The organism is Flavobacterium ichthyis (assembly GCF_009915155.1).
GTDB classification, from domain to species: domain Bacteria; phylum Bacteroidota; class Bacteroidia; order Flavobacteriales; family Flavobacteriaceae; genus Flavobacterium; species Flavobacterium ichthyis.
Genome location: NZ_JAABLM010000010.1, coordinates 66,288 through 83,541 on the forward strand (window position 1 = coordinate 66,288; position 17,254 = coordinate 83,541).

General features: G+C 36.0%; 14 protein-coding genes. 6 read left to right on the forward strand and 8 right to left on the reverse strand.

Going from position 1 to position 17,254, the window contains the following annotated elements:
* Positions 1-17 precede the first annotated feature (17 nt).
* From GV828_RS09510 to hemA, 5 genes are all read right to left on the reverse strand, one after another.
* Complete coding sequence (locus GV828_RS09510; protein WP_166537256.1) at positions 18-689, reverse strand: uroporphyrinogen-III synthase; 672 nt, start codon at positions 687-689, stop codon at positions 18-20.
* Positions 690-700: 11 nt separating this feature from the next.
* On the reverse strand, positions 701-1,387 hold the full coding sequence (locus GV828_RS09515; protein WP_166537257.1) for a potassium channel family protein: 687 nt from the start codon (positions 1,385-1,387) through the stop codon (positions 701-703).
* An 11-nt stretch (positions 1,388-1,398) separates the two neighbouring features.
* Positions 1,399-3,141, reverse strand: a complete 1,743-nt coding sequence (locus GV828_RS09520) for a TrkH family potassium uptake protein (RefSeq protein WP_166537258.1) — start codon at positions 3,139-3,141, stop codon at positions 1,399-1,401.
* 187 nt (positions 3,142-3,328) lie between these two features.
* Positions 3,329-4,327 (reverse strand): hydroxymethylbilane synthase, encoded by a 999-nt coding sequence (gene hemC, locus GV828_RS09525; RefSeq protein ID WP_166537259.1) that lies wholly within the window; start codon positions 4,325-4,327, stop codon positions 3,329-3,331.
* Entirely contained in the window at positions 4,317-5,612 is a 1,296-nt protein-coding gene (hemA, locus tag GV828_RS09530; protein ID WP_166537260.1) for a glutamyl-tRNA reductase, read from the reverse strand. Before hemA ends, hemC begins: the two co-directional genes overlap by 11 nt.
* 417 nt (positions 5,613-6,029) lie before the next feature.
* On the opposite strand from hemA, the gene GV828_RS09535 reads away from it, so the two are divergent.
* The 6 genes from GV828_RS09535 (at position 6,030) to GV828_RS09560 (ending at position 12,267) form a co-directional block, all read left to right on the forward strand.
* Positions 6,030-6,908 carry an AraC family transcriptional regulator gene (locus GV828_RS09535; RefSeq protein ID WP_166537261.1) on the forward strand — a complete coding sequence of 293 codons (879 nt, stop codon included), beginning with the start codon at positions 6,030-6,032 and terminating at the stop codon, positions 6,906-6,908.
* A gap of 144 nt (positions 6,909-7,052) precedes the next feature.
* On the forward strand, positions 7,053-8,111 hold the full coding sequence (gene hemH / locus GV828_RS09540; protein ID WP_166537262.1) for a ferrochelatase: 1,059 nt from the start codon (positions 7,053-7,055) through the stop codon (positions 8,109-8,111).
* Positions 8,112-8,113: 2 nt separating this feature from the next.
* On the forward strand, positions 8,114-9,454 hold the full coding sequence (locus GV828_RS09545; protein ID WP_166537263.1) for an MATE family efflux transporter: 1,341 nt from the start codon (positions 8,114-8,116) through the stop codon (positions 9,452-9,454).
* Positions 9,451-9,996 (forward strand): CopD family protein, encoded by a 546-nt coding sequence (locus GV828_RS09550; protein WP_208103170.1) that lies wholly within the window; start codon positions 9,451-9,453, stop codon positions 9,994-9,996. The genes GV828_RS09545 and GV828_RS09550 overlap by 4 nt, the downstream gene beginning before the upstream one ends.
* A gap of 59 nt (positions 9,997-10,055) precedes the next feature.
* Positions 10,056-11,471: a sensor histidine kinase gene (locus GV828_RS09555; RefSeq protein WP_166537298.1), complete on the forward strand. Its 1,416-nt coding sequence runs from the start codon at positions 10,056-10,058 to the stop codon at positions 11,469-11,471.
* Between the two features lie 13 nt (positions 11,472-11,484).
* Positions 11,485-12,267: an enoyl-CoA hydratase/isomerase family protein gene (locus GV828_RS09560; protein WP_166537299.1), complete on the forward strand. Its 783-nt coding sequence runs from the start codon at positions 11,485-11,487 to the stop codon at positions 12,265-12,267.
* Positions 12,268-12,363: 96 nt separating this feature from the next.
* On the opposite strand, the gene GV828_RS09565 is transcribed toward GV828_RS09560, so the two are convergent.
* From GV828_RS09565 to GV828_RS09575, 3 genes are read right to left on the reverse strand one after another with little or no spacing between them, the layout of a single operon-like run.
* Positions 12,364-13,734 carry a DUF5689 domain-containing protein gene (locus GV828_RS09565; RefSeq protein WP_166537264.1) on the reverse strand — a complete coding sequence of 457 codons (1,371 nt, stop codon included), beginning with the start codon at positions 13,732-13,734 and terminating at the stop codon, positions 12,364-12,366.
* A gap of 10 nt (positions 13,735-13,744) precedes the next feature.
* Complete coding sequence (locus GV828_RS09570; protein WP_166537265.1) at positions 13,745-14,350, reverse strand: choice-of-anchor J domain-containing protein; 606 nt, start codon at positions 14,348-14,350, stop codon at positions 13,745-13,747.
* A gap of 9 nt (positions 14,351-14,359) precedes the next feature.
* On the reverse strand, positions 14,360-17,137 hold the full coding sequence (locus tag GV828_RS09575) for a carboxypeptidase-like regulatory domain-containing protein (protein WP_166537266.1): 2,778 nt from the start codon (positions 17,135-17,137) through the stop codon (positions 14,360-14,362).
* Positions 17,138-17,254: the final 117 nt, after the last annotated feature.

The window sequence follows — 17,254 nt, forward strand, 5'->3', positions numbered from 1 at the left end:
TTGCAGGATTAAGATAGTTATTTGTAAAAATTTATCGCTTGAATAATCGTGTTTTCAACTGTTGGCTGATTTGCGATTACGATATTTTTTGTTGTTTTTTCTAATGCTTCGGCTGTTGTATTCCCGATGCAGAAGCACAATTCGTTTTCTATTTTGTTATCTTTCAAGTAACTCTCTACACCTGAAGGACTGAAAAATAGTATTCCATCAAGCGGTGTAGCTATTTTTTGTGGCGTTAAATGCGTTTCATACACTTCAATTTCATTGAACTTGACATTGGCTTCTTTTAAAAAATTTGGCAACGTATCCCTTCGAAGGTTTCCGCTGAAAAAAGTGAAGCTTTCTTTGGCATAAATCAAAGCGATAATTTCGGCTAAATCTTCAGCATAACCTGTATAAGCTATCACATTGAAGCCATTTTTTTCTAATAATGCTTTGGTTTTTAGTCCGACACAAAAAGCATTTTTTTCTTGAAGTTTTGGCAGAACTTCTTTTGCATTTTCCAGCAAACTATGAACAGCATTTTGGCTGGTAAAAATTAAATTTTCGTTAATTTCTTTTAGCTCAAAAGGCTTGCTTTCGGTTGTGATAAAATCGGCTTCGATAACAGAAAAATTGGCGTTTAGCAAAAATTGCTTCTGATTGCTCAAAAGTTTTTTGGTAGATAAAATACGGATTTGGTTTTGCATTTTGGTTGAAATTATTTACAATCGCAATAAAACGATATGTTTTTATTTTCTCCATAAACCACTAAAATATCGTCTTCTAACAAAATGGTTTCGGGTGTTGGAAGTCCAATGGTTTCTTTCACAATAGACTTTTTACCAATGAGGTTTACTTTTTCTCTTTTGCGAATTATTGTAACTAATTTCAGATGGTATTTGTCGATTGTGTCAAGTTCTGCCAAGGTTTTTCCGTGAAATTCTGGTTTAGATTTTACTTCGGATATGGTATAATTATTGTCTAATTGGTAGTTTTCCAAAGTGGTTTTAAAATTAATTTGCTTGGTCAATCTGTCGGCCGATTCTTGTTCGGGATGCACAATACTGTGAATTCCCATCGCTTCCAAAACTGTATCGTGAATGGGTGAAAGTGCTCGACTGATGATTTTTACATCGGATAATTTTTTGATAATAGCGGTTGTGATAATAGCAGCACCTTCATTTTCTCCAATCGCCACCACTACTTTGTCGGCATCTTTTAGCGGCAAGGCTTCGTAGGCTAATTCGTTAGTAGAATCCATGCAAATGGCGTGCGAAATTTTGTCTTTTACTAAATTTACTTTATCCATTTGGCGGTCCACACCAATGACTTCATTTCCTGTTTCTGTTAGGCTTAACGCCAATGACATACCGAAATTTCCCAGACCAAAAACTATAATTTTCATTTCAATCGGTTTTAGTTAATCAAAATATTTTCTTTTGGATACTCATAAAATTGATGGTTGATTTGACGAAGCATTCCAATCATCAAGTTGAGCATTCCGATTCTTCCTATAAACATGGTAGCAATTAATATATATTTGCTTGGCTCTGAAACGGATGGCGTAAAATTAAGCGATAACCCGACTGTACTATATGCCGAAAAACATTCAAAGACAATCGTCAACAAATCGGTTCCTTCGGGTTCAAAAATCAGCAATCCTAAAATCGCAAATCCTATGACTATCAAAGATATACAAAGAATGGCGAACGCTCTAGAAGTCGATTCGCTTGAAATTCTTCTGCCAAAAAGTTGGATTCTGCTTTTGCCTCTAGCAATAGAGAAAATATTAAGTGTTGCTAATGCAAAGGTACTGGTTTTTATTCCGCCTCCCGTAGAAGCTGGCGACGCTCCAACCCACATCAAAAAAATAATAAAAAGGAGTGAGGGCACTCTCATTTCGGTATAATCAATAGTGTTAAACCCTGCCGTTCTGGGTGTTACGGCGTGGAAAGCAGTTGTGGTTATTTTACCAAAAATGGTTTGGTGTTCTAATAAAGTATGATTTTGTTCTAACAAATAAATAAGCAAAAATCCTCCAAATAATAAAATTACTGTGGTGTAGAGTACGATTTTAGTATTTAGGGTTACAATATGATTTTTTTTATGAATGATTTTCTTTTGGAACAATTCTAAAATATAATTCTTTAAATAGGAATAAAAGTTAAAGATGATGGAATAACCCAAGCCTCCAAAAACAATGAGACCAATGATAATCCAATGAAAATAATAGTCATAGAACAAAAAACTCTCACTCATTCCATTATTTAAAGTAGAAAATCCAGCATTACAAAAGGCTGAAATCGAATGGAATATTGAGAAGAATATTTTGTTAGAGATTCCGGCTTCATCAGCTATGGACGTATAAATAAAAATGGCCCCAATTGCTTCGACCGAAAGGGTAAAAATCACAATATTCAGAGCAACTTGAAGGACGTCTTTCAGATTTTCGTGCGATGTAAAATCTTTTACATTCAAGCCTTCTCTAAACGATGAACTTCCACGGAAGAAAAAGGAAAAAAAGGAGGTGAAAGTTAATATTCCTAATCCACCAATTTGAATCAAACACAATAAAATAGTTTGGCCTAACATGGTAAAAGTAGTCGAAACATTTAATACGCTAAGTCCTGTAACACACACGGCACTTGTGGAGGTAAAAAGAGCATCAGTAAATGTAATTGAACCTTTTGTGGCAGTGGGAAGCATCAATAAAAATGCACCAATAAGGATAATTACAAAAAAACTTCCTACGAAAACAATGGCGGGATTGTAGTAAACATCATAGATGTAACGCACTAAAATCATCAGACGGATGATGAAATACATAATAATTCCCAACTCTAACAGCGTTCTTATTTTTTGAGAAATCTCTATGTAACTAAGGTTAAGGTTTACTAATGCTGTTATTGCCGAAATCAATAATAACCCTCCTATAATGATAACATTTACAAACGCAATTTTTTTCTTTCCTGAAGTGGTATAATAATTAAATTTATAGATATTGAAAATCAATAAGGCAATAGAAAGGGTAACTAAAGCGATGAATTTTGGGGTTTTATATAAATCATGAACACTGTATCCAAAGTCAAATACAAGAAAAGTTAAGACAATTAAGTCGAAAAAACGATAGATAAACTTTAAAACAGAGTCCTTTTCCACGGTGAAGTTTTACATTTATAATCTATAAGTTATTGTTTTGTAGTTACAAACATCGGTATTTTTTGTTCCGAAGTTTTACAATTAGCCCCGACTGGAGGGAAAATCCTTTTTATTTTTTTTCAAATAAAAAGATTTGGAAGGAAGGCGGGAACATGGTTTGTCCAAATGCCTGCCGATTTGCTTCTTATTATTTTTTTAGAGATATTTTTATATTTTTCATTAACTCGTTTCCGCCGCTGTCTAATATTTCCTGAGCAGCGTGAAACCCAAGTTTTTTCCACTCCGAAATATCGACGTTTTTATTGATTTCGAGTTTTTGTTTCCCGTCAATTGACAGCAAAACTCCCTGAAATTCAATGCTATCCGTTTGTTCATTGTATTTTGCCAAAGCGCCAATTGGTGCCGTACAACCGCCTTCGAGCGTTCGCAAAAATTGTCTTTCGATGTAAGTGCAAATTTCGGTTTCAATATCGTTTAGTTCTGAAACGGCCTCGCGTGTAAAATCGTCATTAGCCATTGCTACCACAACCATTGCTCCTTGAGCTGGTGCGGGAATCATCCAGTCTAAAGCCTCTCCAACCCCTCCAAAGGAGGGGCTTTTTATCAGTTTGTCGTCAACAAAATTTAATCTTTCTAATCCCGCTGCTGCAAAAACAGCTCCGTTCCAATGGTTATCTTGAAGTTTTTGTAATCTAGTATTGACATTTCCACGTAAATCTACCACATTGTGATTTGGATATTTATTAAGCCATTGAGCCTGACGGCGAAGACTTCCTGTGGCAATTGTTCCTTCGGAATTTAAAAAGTCAAGATTGCCTTTGTGCACCAAAATATCCAAAACAGTGGCTCTTTCTAAAACAGCAGCTTGAACAATTCCTTGAGGTAAAGCGGTTGGAACATCTTTCATCGAGTGAACCGCAATATCCACTTCGCCTTTGATCATCGCGATGTCTAAGGTTTTGGTGAAAATTCCGGTAATTCCGAGTTCGTATAGTGGCTTGTCCAGGATGATATCGCCTTGGGATTTTACGGCAATGATTTCGGTTTTATAACCTAAATCGTTCAGTTTTTTTTCGACCGTATGAGCTTGCCAAAGTGCTAGTTCGCTGTCGCGTGTTCCGATTCTGATTGTTTTTAGCCCCCTAACCCCCGAAGGGGGAATAGTTGACGTTGAATTATTTTTCATTATAGACAGGCTTTTGTGGAGTTCCCCCTTTGGGGGTTAGGGGGCTAATCTGAAAAACTTTTTCAATCCATTCAATACTTTCATCTACCATTGTCGCGTCATCTTTTAAATGATTGGCAAAATGTGTCGTAATTTTCTGGATAATTCTTCGGCTTATGATTTCGGCTTGTTCTTCATCAAAATTTTCAATCTTTTTACGTTGAAAATTCAATTCCGTATCTTTAATCGAATTTAATTTTTCTTTTAGTGCATGAATTGTTGGCGCAAATTTACGACTGTTCATCCATGCGATAAATTCGTCTTTTATTTCTTCAATAATCATTTCCGCTTGCGGAATATGCTTTTTACGATTTTCCAATGTAACATCAGTAATTTTCGACAAATCATCTAAATGAATTACCGTAACGTTTGGAATATTTTTGACATTATCGTGCACATTTTTAGGCATCGACAAATCTAAAATTAAAAGCGGTTTTTGAAGTTGCAAAATCGACTCGTCAATTGTAGGTTCAAGAGCTCCTGTCGCTACAACCAAAACATCGGCTTTAGGTATTTCAAGCGGCAAAACATCGTAGTCTTTTACAATTAGATTAAACTTTCCCGCAATTTTTTCTGCTTTATCTTTAGTTCTGTTGACTAAAACGATGTGGTCATTTTTAGTGTGTTTTACTAAATTTTCGCAAGTATTTCTACCAATTTTTCCCGTTCCGAAAAGCAAAATATTTTTTTCGCTCACATTGGCCACATTGTTCAAAATATATTGTACTGAAGCAAAGGATACCGATGTCGCGCCAGAGCTAATTTCCGTTTCGTTTTTAATTTTTTTACTTGCTTGAATCACACTGTTCACCAATCGTTCCATAAAAGCGTTGGCTAAACCTTCAGCTTTTGCCTCCGCAAAACTGTTTTTTATTTGCGCAATTATCTCAAAATCGCCCAAAATCTGGCTGTCTAAACCAGTTCCAACCCTAAAAATATGGTTAATCGCCTCCTGATTTTTGTACACAAATCCCACTTCCTGAAACTCGTTGACAGTTCCGTTACTATTGTCACAAAGCAATTTAATGAGCTGAAAAGGGTGTTCTGCAAAACCGTAAATTTCCGTGCGATTGCAAGTAGAAGTTACAATTAAACTTTTAATACCTTCTGCTTTCGCCTGTTGCATCACAGTGGCTTTTGCTAAATTTCCAAGGCTAAATTTTCCTCGTATTTCGGCATCAGCTTTCTTGTAACTCAACCCAACCGCATAAAAAGTTTGATGTTTCACCGGATTTTTTTTCTCCATAAATAATCTTCAAATTTTTTTTCAGAAGCCTCCCGAAATTTCGGGACCAGGCATTTTTTTCATCATTTTCCTGCTTTTGCCATTATCTCACTTCTCCTTTGAAGTCGTGAGGACACTAGTTCTCCCGAAGCTTCGGGAAGTGCTATGTTTCATCATTAGGCTTCTTTTAAACTTTTGGCAAAACCTAAAAAACAGACTTTGCACTTTAGCCCACAAAATTATTAGTATCATCTTTACAAAAATAACGCTACAAGTGCTAATTGTGTCGCTCTCGGATATTTTGATAATTTTGGCAATTCTAAATTAGAAAAAGGCTACATTTGCAATGAAATCAGGCATTTTTAACCGTTTTAGTTTAGAACTATTCTAAATAAAACTTAAATCGAAAATAAAATTACCGACAAAAAAAATACCGCTATGAGTTCACCGGAAGAAATTAAAATTGAGGACGACTTTATTATCATCAGGTTTCAAAACGATTCGGACGCTGTTTCACATTTTGAACGAGATGTTAACAAAGAATTAATACAGTTTCATTTTGGCATAAAAGGGCGGGCCAAATTTATTTTTAATCAAGGTCATTATGCTTTAGATTTGCGGGAAGATTTGTCGCTTTTTCTATACAATCCACAAAAAGAATTGCCTGTTCATCTCGAAATTGCACCCCATTCTTGGATTGTTTCGGTATTAATTTCTATCAAAAAATTTCATGCTTTATTTTCTACCGAAGCCGATTACATCCCATTTTTAAGCGAAGAAAATAAAGACAAAAAGTATTACAAAGACGAGCCCATTTCACCTTCGATGTCTATTGTATTGAACCAACTTTTCAATTTTAACCTAAATCCTTCAATTAAAAATTTATATTTCAAAGGTAAAGCCTACGAATTGTTAAGCCTTTATTTCAACCGAAACGAAGATTCAAATGCCGAACAATGTCCGTTTTTAGTTGATGAAGATAATGTTTTGAAAATAAAAAAAGCCAAAGAAATTGTCATCGCCAACATGTCAGAACCGCCGAGTTTGCAGGAATTGTCAGACCAGGTAGGCATCAATCTCAAAAAATTAAAAATGGGATTTAAACAGATTTATGGCGATAGCGTTTACAGTTTTTTATTCGACTACAAGATGGAATATGCAAGAAAATTATTGGATAGCGGTTCATATAATGTCAATGAGGTGGGACTAAAAATAGGGTACAGCACAGCAAGTCATTTTATAGCCGCGTTCAAGAAAAAATTTGGTACCACACCTAAAAAGTATTTAATGTCGATTAACTCTAATGCATCAATTTGAGAATTTGGAAATTTGAAAATGGTTCGTTCCTGATCAATTCCTTCTCTGCTAAATAAAATTCAAATAGTTAAATATAATAAATTGTGATTTTGAACTTTTTGCTTTTTCCAAATCTTCAAATTCTCATTTTTCAAATCAACACAAATGAAAGGCGTATTATTAGTAAATCTGGGTTCTCCGAAAAGTCCCAATCCAAAAGATGTAAAACCGTATTTAGACGAATTTTTAATGGACAAATATGTGATAGACGTTCCGTATTTGTTACGTGCGTTATTAGTTCGTGGTATTATTTTAAGAAAACGTCCGGAAGAATCCGCTCATGCTTATCAAAAAATTTGGTGGGAAGAAGGTTCTCCCTTAATGGTTTTGTCCGAAAGAATGCACAAAAAAGTTCAGGCAAAAACGGATATTCCGGTAGCGTTGGCCATGCGTTACGGTGAAATGACCATTGAAAAAGGTTTGCAAGAATTGCACAACCAAGGCGTTACAGAAGTTTTGCTTTTTCCGTTGTATCCACAATATGCAATGGCATCTACATTGACAATTCTGGTTTTGGCCGAAAAAATCCGCAAAGAGAAATTTCCACATATGACATTTACAGATGTTCCAGCGTTTTATAACAAACCGGATTATATCAAAAACCTTTCGGATTTAATCCAAAAAAGTTTGGAAGGATATGAGTATGACCAACTGGTTTTTTCCTATCACGGAATTCCAGAACGCCATATCAGAAAAACGGATGTAACAAAATCTCATTGTAAAATTAATGGTTCATGTTGCAACACGCCTTCTGCGGCACACGCTTTTTGCTACCGTCATCAATGTTACGAAACCACACGTTTAGTAGTAGAACAATTAGGAATTCCGAAAGAAAAATATACCCAAACTTTCCAATCCAGGTTAGCAGGCGACAAATGGCTCGAACCTTATACTGATGTTGAAATCGACAAAATGCCTTCTAAAGGAATCAAAAAAATTGCGGTGGTAACGCCAGCTTTTGTAACTGATTGTTTAGAAACTTTGGAAGAAATAGCTATGCGTGCTAAAGAAGACTTTGAAGCCAATGGAGGCGAAGAATTTTTAGCAATTCCATGTTTAAATGATGATGATAATTGGGTGGAAACAGTTGTGAATTGGATTGAAGAATGGAAATGCCCCCTAACCCCCAAAGGGGGAATTCAGGAAAACGCTAAGTTAAATTAAATATGGCGGTTTCTTCGGAAGAATTAGGAAAAAAAGACATCAGAAAACTGCTGATTACGCAAGCCATTCCGTCCTCAATTGGGATTTTGTTTATGTCGGTAAATATCTTAGTTGACACGATTTTTGTAGGTCAATGGGTGGGTTCGTTGGCAATTGCAGCAGTTTCGGTGGTGTTGCCTTTTACTTTTTTAATTTCTTCTTTGGGAATGGCAATTGGCGTTGGCGGAGGTTCAGTGCTTTCTCGGGCTTTAGGTTCAGGTAACAAAGAAAAAGCTGATATTGTTTTTGCGAACCAAATCATGATGACTTTTATCTTGGCATCCGTGTTCGTGTTGTTAGGATTATTTTTCGAAGAAGAAACGCTTTTGATTTTTGGTGCGAACGGAAACATTATGAAACCCGCCAAAGAATTTTTTCTTTCGGTTTTGCTAGGTGTTCCGCTCTTGGCACTTTGTATGATGGGAAATAACGTGATTAGAGCTGAAGGAAAACCTACTTTTGCCATGATAAGCATGATCATTCCAGCGTTTGTCAATATTATACTGGATGTAGTTTTTATCAAAATTTTAGACCTCGGAATTACCGGAGCTGCTTATGCCACGTTTGTCTCTTACTTGAGCAGCTTTTTATTTGTATTGTGGTTTTTTATCTTTAAAACCGAATTAAAATTAGGTTGGCATCATTTTAAATTTCACAAAAAAATCGTAGCTGAAATTACCTCGTTGAGTTTTGTAACCTTTGCAAGACAAGGCGTTGTTAGTATTTTGTCGATTATATTAAATCATACCTTATATACTTTTGGTGGCGAACATTCGGTAACTGTTTACGGAATTATTAGTAGGATGTTGATGTTTGCTCTATTTCCTGTTTTGGGAATTACTCAGGCATTTTTACCGATTGCGGGTTATAATTATGGAGCCGATAATTACCACAGAGTCAAACAAAGTATTCGGATTTCCATACAATATGCGGCGGTTTTGGCAATTGCAATTTTTGTGGTAATTTTAATTTTTTCAAAATCTATTGTGACGGTTTTTACTACTGATCAATTGGTGATTGATGAAACGCCAAATGCTTTGCGATGGGTTTTTGCGGCATCGCCAATTATCGCAATTCAGTTAATTGGAGCCGCTTATTTTCAAGCGGCCGGAAAAGCTAAAAAAGCGTTATTGCTTACTCTGACGAAACAAGGTTTTTTCTTGATTCCGCTGGTGTTAATTTTACCACATTTCTTCGGGATTTTCGGGGTTTGGATTGCGTTTCCCATTGCCGATATTTTGTCAACCATTATCACCGGAATTTATTTGAAAAAAGAAATGAACGAACATTTAATTGAAGAATGATAGACTATTACAACTATATCAAATCACTACATCTTATTTTTGTAATCACTTGGTTTGCAGGGCTTTTTTACATTGTTCGATTGTTTGTTTACCAGATTGAAGCCAATGAAAAACCTTCGCCTGAAAAAGAAATTTTACAGAAGCAGTATAAACTCATGAGTTACCGTTTGTGGTACATTATCACTTGGCCGTCGGCGGTTTTAGCCATTATTTTTGCCATTGTACTTTTAATTTTAATGCCAGGATGGTTGGAACAATCATGGATGCATGTCAAACTTGGCTTTGTTTTTGCCCTCATTTTGTACCAATTAAAATGCCATCAAATATTTAGGCAATTGCAAAATGATGAGGTAAAACATTCGGCTAATTTTATGCGTTTGTGGAACGAAGGTGCAACCATCATACTTTTTGCAGTGGTTTTTTTGGTAATTTTGAAAAATGCCTTCAACTGGATTTTTGGTGTTGTCGGTATTATTTTATTTTCAATATTACTAATGTTAGGTTTTAAATTTTACAAAAAAATTAGAGAAAAAAACCGTTAGCAATGCTCAAACCCATTAAAATCAAACGATTGTCACTTCGGGTACGGATATTTTTATCCATGATTTTTCTCACCCTAATTTCATCTGTTTTAATGGCTTCGCTTTCGATTTATCAGTTTAAAGAAGCGGCAAAAGAATACCATGAAGAACGGCTCGAACGGCGGGAAACTGCTATCAAAGAACACATTAATTATGTGTTGAATACCACGACTTATCCGCTTACTTCAGAAAATTTGCCACTCATTTTTAAAGATAAAATTTACGAATTAGCTGATATTCACAGTCTTCCGATTAATTTGTATAGCCTTGACGGTAAGCTGTTAAAATCGTCGAAAGCTTCTTTTACGGTTGATACCATTTTACCTCCCGTTCCGGATTATATTTTGAAATTAGTAAAATCTTCGATGGATAAAAGGTATGTGGATGTGCAAAGTATTGACGGCGTAAAGTTTCGATCTTCGTATGCACAAATTAAAGATACAAAGTTTAAACCGCTCGGAATTTTAAACCTTCCTTACATTCCAGACGATGGTTTTTATGAACGAGAATTGCGAAATTTCCTCATTCGGCTTGGGCAAGTTTACGGGATTATGTTGGTCGTGGCATTCGTTTTGGCGTATTTTTTATCGAGTTACATTACGCAATTTTTAAAGTCAATTACCGATAAAATTACCGAAACGCGTTTCAACCAAAAAAACGAAAAAATCAATCTGGAGGATAGCTCCAGAGAAATTGCGCTTTTGGTCCATGCTTATAATGCGATGGTGGATGAATTGGAAGAAAGTGCTTCGAAATTGGCGCAAAGCGAACGGGAACAAGCGTGGCGCGAAATGGCGAAACAAGTAGCTCATGAAATTAAAAATCCGTTGACCCCGATGCGTTTGACCGTGCAAAGTTTCCAACGAAAATTTAACGCCAACGATCCAGAAATTCAACAGAAAATGGCGGATTATTCCAATACCTTGATTCAACAAATTGACACGATGAGTTCCGTAGCTTCGGCGTTTTCTAACTTTGCCTCCATGCCAGCCCAACAAAATGAAACCCTCAATGTGGTGAATGTGGTGCAGCTTACTTTGGATATTTTTAATGAAGATTATATTCAATTTAAAAGTGAAGAAGACGAAATTATTACGGTGATGGATCGAACCCAATTGATTCGTGTGGTGACGAATTTGGTGAAAAATGCCATTCAGGCGATTCCCGAGAATCAAGTGGAAAAATCAGTCGAAGTTTTGGTTAAGAAAGAAGAAAATCAGGTTTTGATTAGTGTGAAAGACAATGGAACCGGCATTGAAGGCGATCATCTTGATAGAATTTTTGAGCCAAAATTTACCACCAAAAATTCCGGAATGGGACTTGGTTTAGGAATCATTAAAAATATTATAGAAAACTACAACGGAACAATTACCTTTGAAACTGCTGCTGGAAAAGGCACTGTTTTTTGTGTTTTTCTTCCGATAATAAAAATGTAAAAATTTCAATATGATGAATTACGACAATATTTTAATCCATTCGGAAAATGGAATTGCAACGCTAACGATTAATCGTCCGGAAAAGTTGAATGCTTTGAATAAAGCGACGATTGCTGAACTACACAATGCGTTTGAAACTTTGGAACAACAAGCGGAAATTCGTGCGATTATTTTAACCGGAAGCGGCGAAAAAGCCTTTGTGGCTGGAGCAGACATTTCAGAATTTGCCAGTTTTTCTGTTGCCGAAGGCGAAATGCTTGCCGCACAAGGTCAGGAACAATTGTTTGATTTTGTAGAAAATTTAAAAAAGCCTGTAATTGCTGCTGTTAACGGTTTTGCGCTTGGCGGCGGATTAGAGTTGGCGATGGCTTGCCATTTCCGTATTGCTTCAGACAATGCTAAAATGGGTCTGCCAGAAGTTTCGCTTGGCGTAATTCCGGGTTATGGAGGAACACAACGTTTGCCACAATTAATTGGCAAAGGCAAAGCGATGGAATTGATCATGACGGCAGGAATGCTAACTGCTGAAGAAGCGAAAACCTGCGGATTGGTAAATTATGTCGTGCCACAAAGCGAACTTTTGGATTTGGCAAAAAACATTGCCGTAAAAATTTTACGCAATTCACCAATGGCAATCAGCAAAGCCATTGAAGCGGTAAATGCCAATTTTAAACACGACGTAGATGGTTTTAGAGCCGAAATTAAAGCCTTTGGCGAATGTTTTGGAACCGAAGATTTTAAAGAAGGAACGACTGCATTTTTGGAGAAGCGGAAACCAACTTTTTTAGGAAAATAAATGAAAACTGGAAGAAATCACGTTTTTTTGTTTCATTATTAATCAAAAAAAAACTCCGGAAAATTTCTGGAGTTTTTAGTTTTTTGTGGTGGAAGATTAGTTACCTCCGAATACTCTAATATTATCAATTTGATAAGTTGAAGTAATTCCTGTGGCAGAACCTCTGTAACGGAATGCGATGTAAACATTTCCATTGTAAGAAGAAAGATCAACAGGACCTGAACTTGTAAAATCTGTTGGATAAGATTGCGTTTGTGGTGCCATAATTGGATTTAATTGTGTCCAAGTTGCAGCGTTAATTGCAGCAGCTGTTCCAGCTCCACTATAATTTGTAGAAATGTGAACGGTTACTGCTTCGCCATTGGCAAAACCAATTTTAGAACCAAACATTAAAAACTCTCCTGTTGTAGCATCTAAATTAATCGCTGGAGTAATTAACCAAGTATCCATGTTGCTTTCTCCTGTTCCAAAAGCAGAAAGTTGTGCATATTTGTTTCCGCTGAAAATTCTCGCTTCCCATCTTTCTGCTCCACCGTTAAGGGAAACATTAGACCATCCTGGTAAGTTAACAAATTGATTGTTTCCTGTTGCAGCAATGCTTTCGAAATCTTGGCTAAAAAAAGCTTCAATTCTTGGATCTCCCAATTGTACATCGTTTTCTGTTCTAATCATAAACTGAAAATCGTTGTTGAATTTGGTCATGACACCACGAATTTTTCCACTTCCGGTAGGTGTTTGGTTTTTTGCAAATTGTGCATATTCACTCACACGAACAATTAAAGTGTTTCCTTGAAGATCCGTAATGTTATGGTTTGTTGCACCACCAATGCTATTTAACGACGCATCGTAATACGTTTTTCCGTTAGATGCCGACGAAAATTGAACCTCATCTAATTCAATCAACATGTTTAAGTATTGATTGCTTTTAGCTTCGGCAATAGTAAGATGTTTTACAATTTCATCTTCGTTTACTTTATCACAAGATCTGATGATTGTTTGCGGATATTCTACTCTCGACATTCTTCCTACTGAATCATCATTTGGATTATCTGGAGTATTGTTGTTGTAAAGCGAACCGATGATAGTTGATGAATGTTGGTTTACAAAATACCTGTCTTTTAATTTGACATATACTTTTCTTCCTGGTTCATACTTTGTATATAAATTGTAATCATCTGCCGGCATGCTGAAACCTTTTGTACCATCAACTGACATCAAAGTGATCGATTTGTAAAAATTTCCACCTTGGTCGCTTGAGGTAACATAAGCTTCAATTACATCATCAGCTGTATATTGCTGATAGGTAGCTGTAGCAGCACCTGTAATGTCCGAAACTTGTTTGGTTACGGCAAGAGTTTGGCATTTTCCTTCTAAATTAGGAACACCGTAGTCATCGTCATGAGAGCAATTGGTTAGCAACGCAACGGTTGCTAATGCGATGGCTCCTTTATAAAATATCTTCTTCATAATTTAATAATTAATATACGATTACATTATCAATTTGAAAGCCTCCTGCAAGAGTTGTGCCGTTTCCGGTAGCTTTAAATCCGATAAAAATTTCGCCGTTATAATTTGATAGGTCAATTGTTCCTGAATTTACATATTCGTACCAATCGTTGTCCATATCTGCAAAATTAGCCGTAAGAGGTTGCCAGTTTGCAGTTGTGGCGTTGGTTCCGTCATAATCTGTAGAAACAAACACCTCTATCGTGTTACTTGCTGATTCAAGGTGATGTTGAGCCGACTGAAAAGTTAGCTTTTTTTCGCCACCTTCTAAATTAATTGCTGGCGTAATTAACCAAGCAATGTTTGAGGGTTGTCCGGAATTAAAAGATGAAAATTCGGCATAGCCTGCGTTGTCATCGGTAAAAACTCTTTCTCTCCAAACTACGGTTCCGGCTTCGGCAACAGTGGACCAGCCTTCTGTATTCAATGGCGTTTCATAGTTTGTATTATCATTGAAATCCTCGAAAAACAAAGCGGATTTTACCGGTGGGATGTCAAAATCATCTTCGCTAACACAAGAAATTCCTGAAGTTGCGAGTAATGTTATTAGTGAAAATTTTAAAAAAATATTTTTCATAATCAATTTTTAGAAGTTGATGTATAAATTTACGAAAAATGTTCTGCCGTAACCGTAGAAATATTTCGTTCCGAAAGAGCGAATTCCGCTTGTGTTATCTTGAACATAATCTGGGTAAGCAGCTTTACGTGATTGTTCGAATCCTCCTGTTTTGTAGGTAATATCAAAAACGTTGTTTACCGAAGCAAAAAATCCGAAAGTATTGCCATCAATTCTCCAAGATTTTCCTCCTGTTAAATTTACCAACGTAAATGGGTCGAATTTTTCTTGACGAAGTGCATTGGTCACATTTTCTGTAGTGGCACCGTCATAAGAAATTCCTGTGGCCGGGTTAATGGTAAAGTTAGAAGTTCTCAACACGTTAGAAACATCTACGTAATTATCGTCAAGATAGTTTACATTGGCTCCAATCCACCAAAAATGTGGGTCGCGATATTCTAAACCAAATGAATACGCTTGTTGCGGCATTCCTGGCAAACGGTAATTTTTTAAATAAGCCGTTCCGAAATTTCTCAACGGAAGTGGGTTTGTTTCGGTAGCCAAAGCATCATCGTTTAGACGTACGTTTGGATTATTGTCATAAATGTACTGACCATAAGAAGCCGCTGCAGTAGCTTTAATTGTAGAAGTAATTTGGTATTCTAAACCAAGTTCTCCTCCGATATTTCTTTTGTTGATTCCGGTTACAATTTCACTTACAAATGAATCTGCATCTCCTTCGATATCACCTATACTTTCTGCGTAGAAAAATGATAAATCGGCACTATTTTGAATTTTTGAGAAAAATCCTGTAATTCTTGCTTTTAATTTTGGCATTCTCAAGATGTAACTTGCGTCTGCACTCATGATTCTTTCACTTTCAAGATCAGGTGTGATGTTGTTGTTCAAACGTGCGTTTGTAAACGTATTTCTCAAATTCGGCGCTTTAGTCATGTAAGCTCCGTTAAAATCGAACAAGTGGTTTCCGGTTACTTTAAATGTTACCCCACCTTTGAATCCGAAGTTTTCGAAGATCATTTTTTTACTTTTTCCAAAAGAGTTGTTTGCATAAATTCCGTTACGGTACAATCCTTCTCTTTGGTATTCGCTTCTTGAGAAACTTTGTGCCAAATAAAAATCAGCTTTTCTGTAAGTAAATTTAAATTGCGTGAAAGCATCTACAACATCTGCAAATAAATTGTAGTTGTAACCATATTTATCTCCAACTCCAATTTGACGGTTTGGATTATTTAAGTCTGATTGCGAAGCATTTCCTTGGAAAAATGGATCAAAGTCAATAAAGTATGGACCACCAAGCAAATCGAGCAAGTTTTGGAAATTGCTTGATTGTAATTTTCTGTAAGTAACACCAGCATTTAAAATGATGTTATCAGAAAGGTCTGAAGCAAACAATGAATTTGCGGTCCAAGTTTTGTCATCCGTTCTGTCTTCGTACAAAGCATAAATACTATTTCCTAAAGCAGAATTTTGGTTGGCCAAATACATTGCATCCCAGTCAATTTGACTGTTGTTTAAGAAATAACCTCTTAAAGCATCCGCTTCTTCATAATCCGGAAGCCAAGTGCCATCTGGAGTAAAATAATTTAAAGCATAACTCGGGAGGTTTCTGTAGTAAGTTGGATCTGGATTGTTTGCGTTTTGGAAATCAATACGCGAGTTCCCGATAGAACCAAATTGGTAAGATACATTAGTGTTTAAGCTATTTTTATCATTAATTTTCCAATAGTGGCTTAACATAAAAATTGGCTCTTCTACGTCTTTATCACGTGAATTTCTTTTTTTACCATCTTGCCAACCCCAATAAGAGTTGTATTTCACACCCATAAGGTCGTTTACTTCTTTAGTATTTGGCGAATTTTTTCCTCTACTGTTTTGAGCGTAAATAGCAGTAAAATTCAAACTGTGGTTAGCGTTAAATCTTTTTTCAACACTTGCAAACATCGAAAGTGCATCATAGTCCGTTCCTTCAAAATGACCTTCTTCAGCCCATCGTTTTGAAGCAGATAAAACGTAAGCCCAACCGTCTTTGTCCATTCCTGAAGCATGAGTAATCATTGATCTCCAGTTATAATTTGTGTTAGTTCCTGAAAATGAAATTCTGGTTCCAGGTCTGTAAAAAGAAGCTCTTGTATTAATTTCTTGAGTTCCTAAAATCCCTCCAAAAGTATAATCTGAAGGAGCAGAACCCATTGTAAATTCTTGGTTTCTTGTTGCATCGTTTAATCCACCCCAGTTACTCCATTGTGGTCTTCCGTCGTACAACTTGTTCATTACAATACCATTAATCATGGTAGTTCCGTATTCGTTATCTAAACCTCTGATTCTAAAACGTGCTTGTCCCCAATTAAAAGCAGCAGATTGCTGAAACGCATCTCTTGTGGCTTGTAAAAGTCCAGCAGTACTTTCTGATCCACTGTTATCATCACCCAAATCACTTTCGGTAATGGTAATTAAACTCAATTGTTGTTCAGAAGTAATATCTTCTTCCAAAACAACTAATCCAATGTCTAAAGGCTCGCCTTCAACTTCAATTGATAATAATTGACGAGAGAACCCCGTACTTTTTACCTCCAAAAGGTAAGTACCTTCAGAAACTTTTTCAAAAACAAAAATACCGTCAGAATTTGTCAATACGGTTAAAGTTGTGTTTTGAAGTGTTGCAACAACATTCTGCATCGGCTTTTGTGTTTTTGAATCCACAACACGTCCTTTAACTAAAGACTCTTGTTGCGCAAATGCAAAAACAACCTGCATTACAAATAGAATACTAATTACAAGTTTTTTCATAAATTAATTTAAGTTAATACATTCTTGTTAAGTTAATTATTTCTTAACAGCCGGCAAAGTTATATTATTTAATTATATTATTTACTTTTGCAGCGAGTTTTATATCAAACTTCACAT

Excerpts from the sequence above, each read along its gene's own strand:
- GV828_RS09510 (WP_166537256.1), bottom strand. The coding sequence starts at position 689 with ATGCAAAACCAAATCCGTATTTTATCTACCAAAAAACTTTTGAGCAAT.
- GV828_RS09515 (WP_166537257.1), bottom strand. The coding sequence starts at position 1,387 with ATGAAAATTATAGTTTTTGGTCTGGGAAATTTCGGTATGTCATTGGCG.
- hemC (WP_166537259.1), bottom strand. The coding sequence starts at position 4,327 with ATGAAAAATAATTCAACGTCAACTATTCCCCCTTCGGGGGTTAGGGGG.
- hemA (WP_166537260.1), bottom strand. The coding sequence starts at position 5,612 with ATGGAGAAAAAAAATCCGGTGAAACATCAAACTTTTTATGCGGTTGGG.
- GV828_RS09535 (WP_166537261.1), top strand. The coding sequence starts at position 6,030 with ATGAGTTCACCGGAAGAAATTAAAATTGAGGACGACTTTATTATCATC.
- hemH (WP_166537262.1), top strand. The coding sequence starts at position 7,053 with ATGAAAGGCGTATTATTAGTAAATCTGGGTTCTCCGAAAAGTCCCAAT.
- GV828_RS09545 (WP_166537263.1), top strand. The coding sequence starts at position 8,114 with ATGGCGGTTTCTTCGGAAGAATTAGGAAAAAAAGACATCAGAAAACTG.
- GV828_RS09550 (WP_208103170.1), top strand. The coding sequence starts at position 9,451 with ATGATAGACTATTACAACTATATCAAATCACTACATCTTATTTTTGTA.
- GV828_RS09555 (WP_166537298.1), top strand. The coding sequence starts at position 10,056 with ATGATTTTTCTCACCCTAATTTCATCTGTTTTAATGGCTTCGCTTTCG.
- GV828_RS09560 (WP_166537299.1), top strand. The coding sequence starts at position 11,485 with ATGAATTACGACAATATTTTAATCCATTCGGAAAATGGAATTGCAACG.
- GV828_RS09565 (WP_166537264.1), bottom strand. The coding sequence starts at position 13,734 with ATGAAGAAGATATTTTATAAAGGAGCCATCGCATTAGCAACCGTTGCG.
- GV828_RS09570 (WP_166537265.1), bottom strand. The coding sequence starts at position 14,350 with ATGAAAAATATTTTTTTAAAATTTTCACTAATAACATTACTCGCAACT.
- GV828_RS09575 (WP_166537266.1), bottom strand. The coding sequence starts at position 17,137 with ATGAAAAAACTTGTAATTAGTATTCTATTTGTAATGCAGGTTGTTTTT.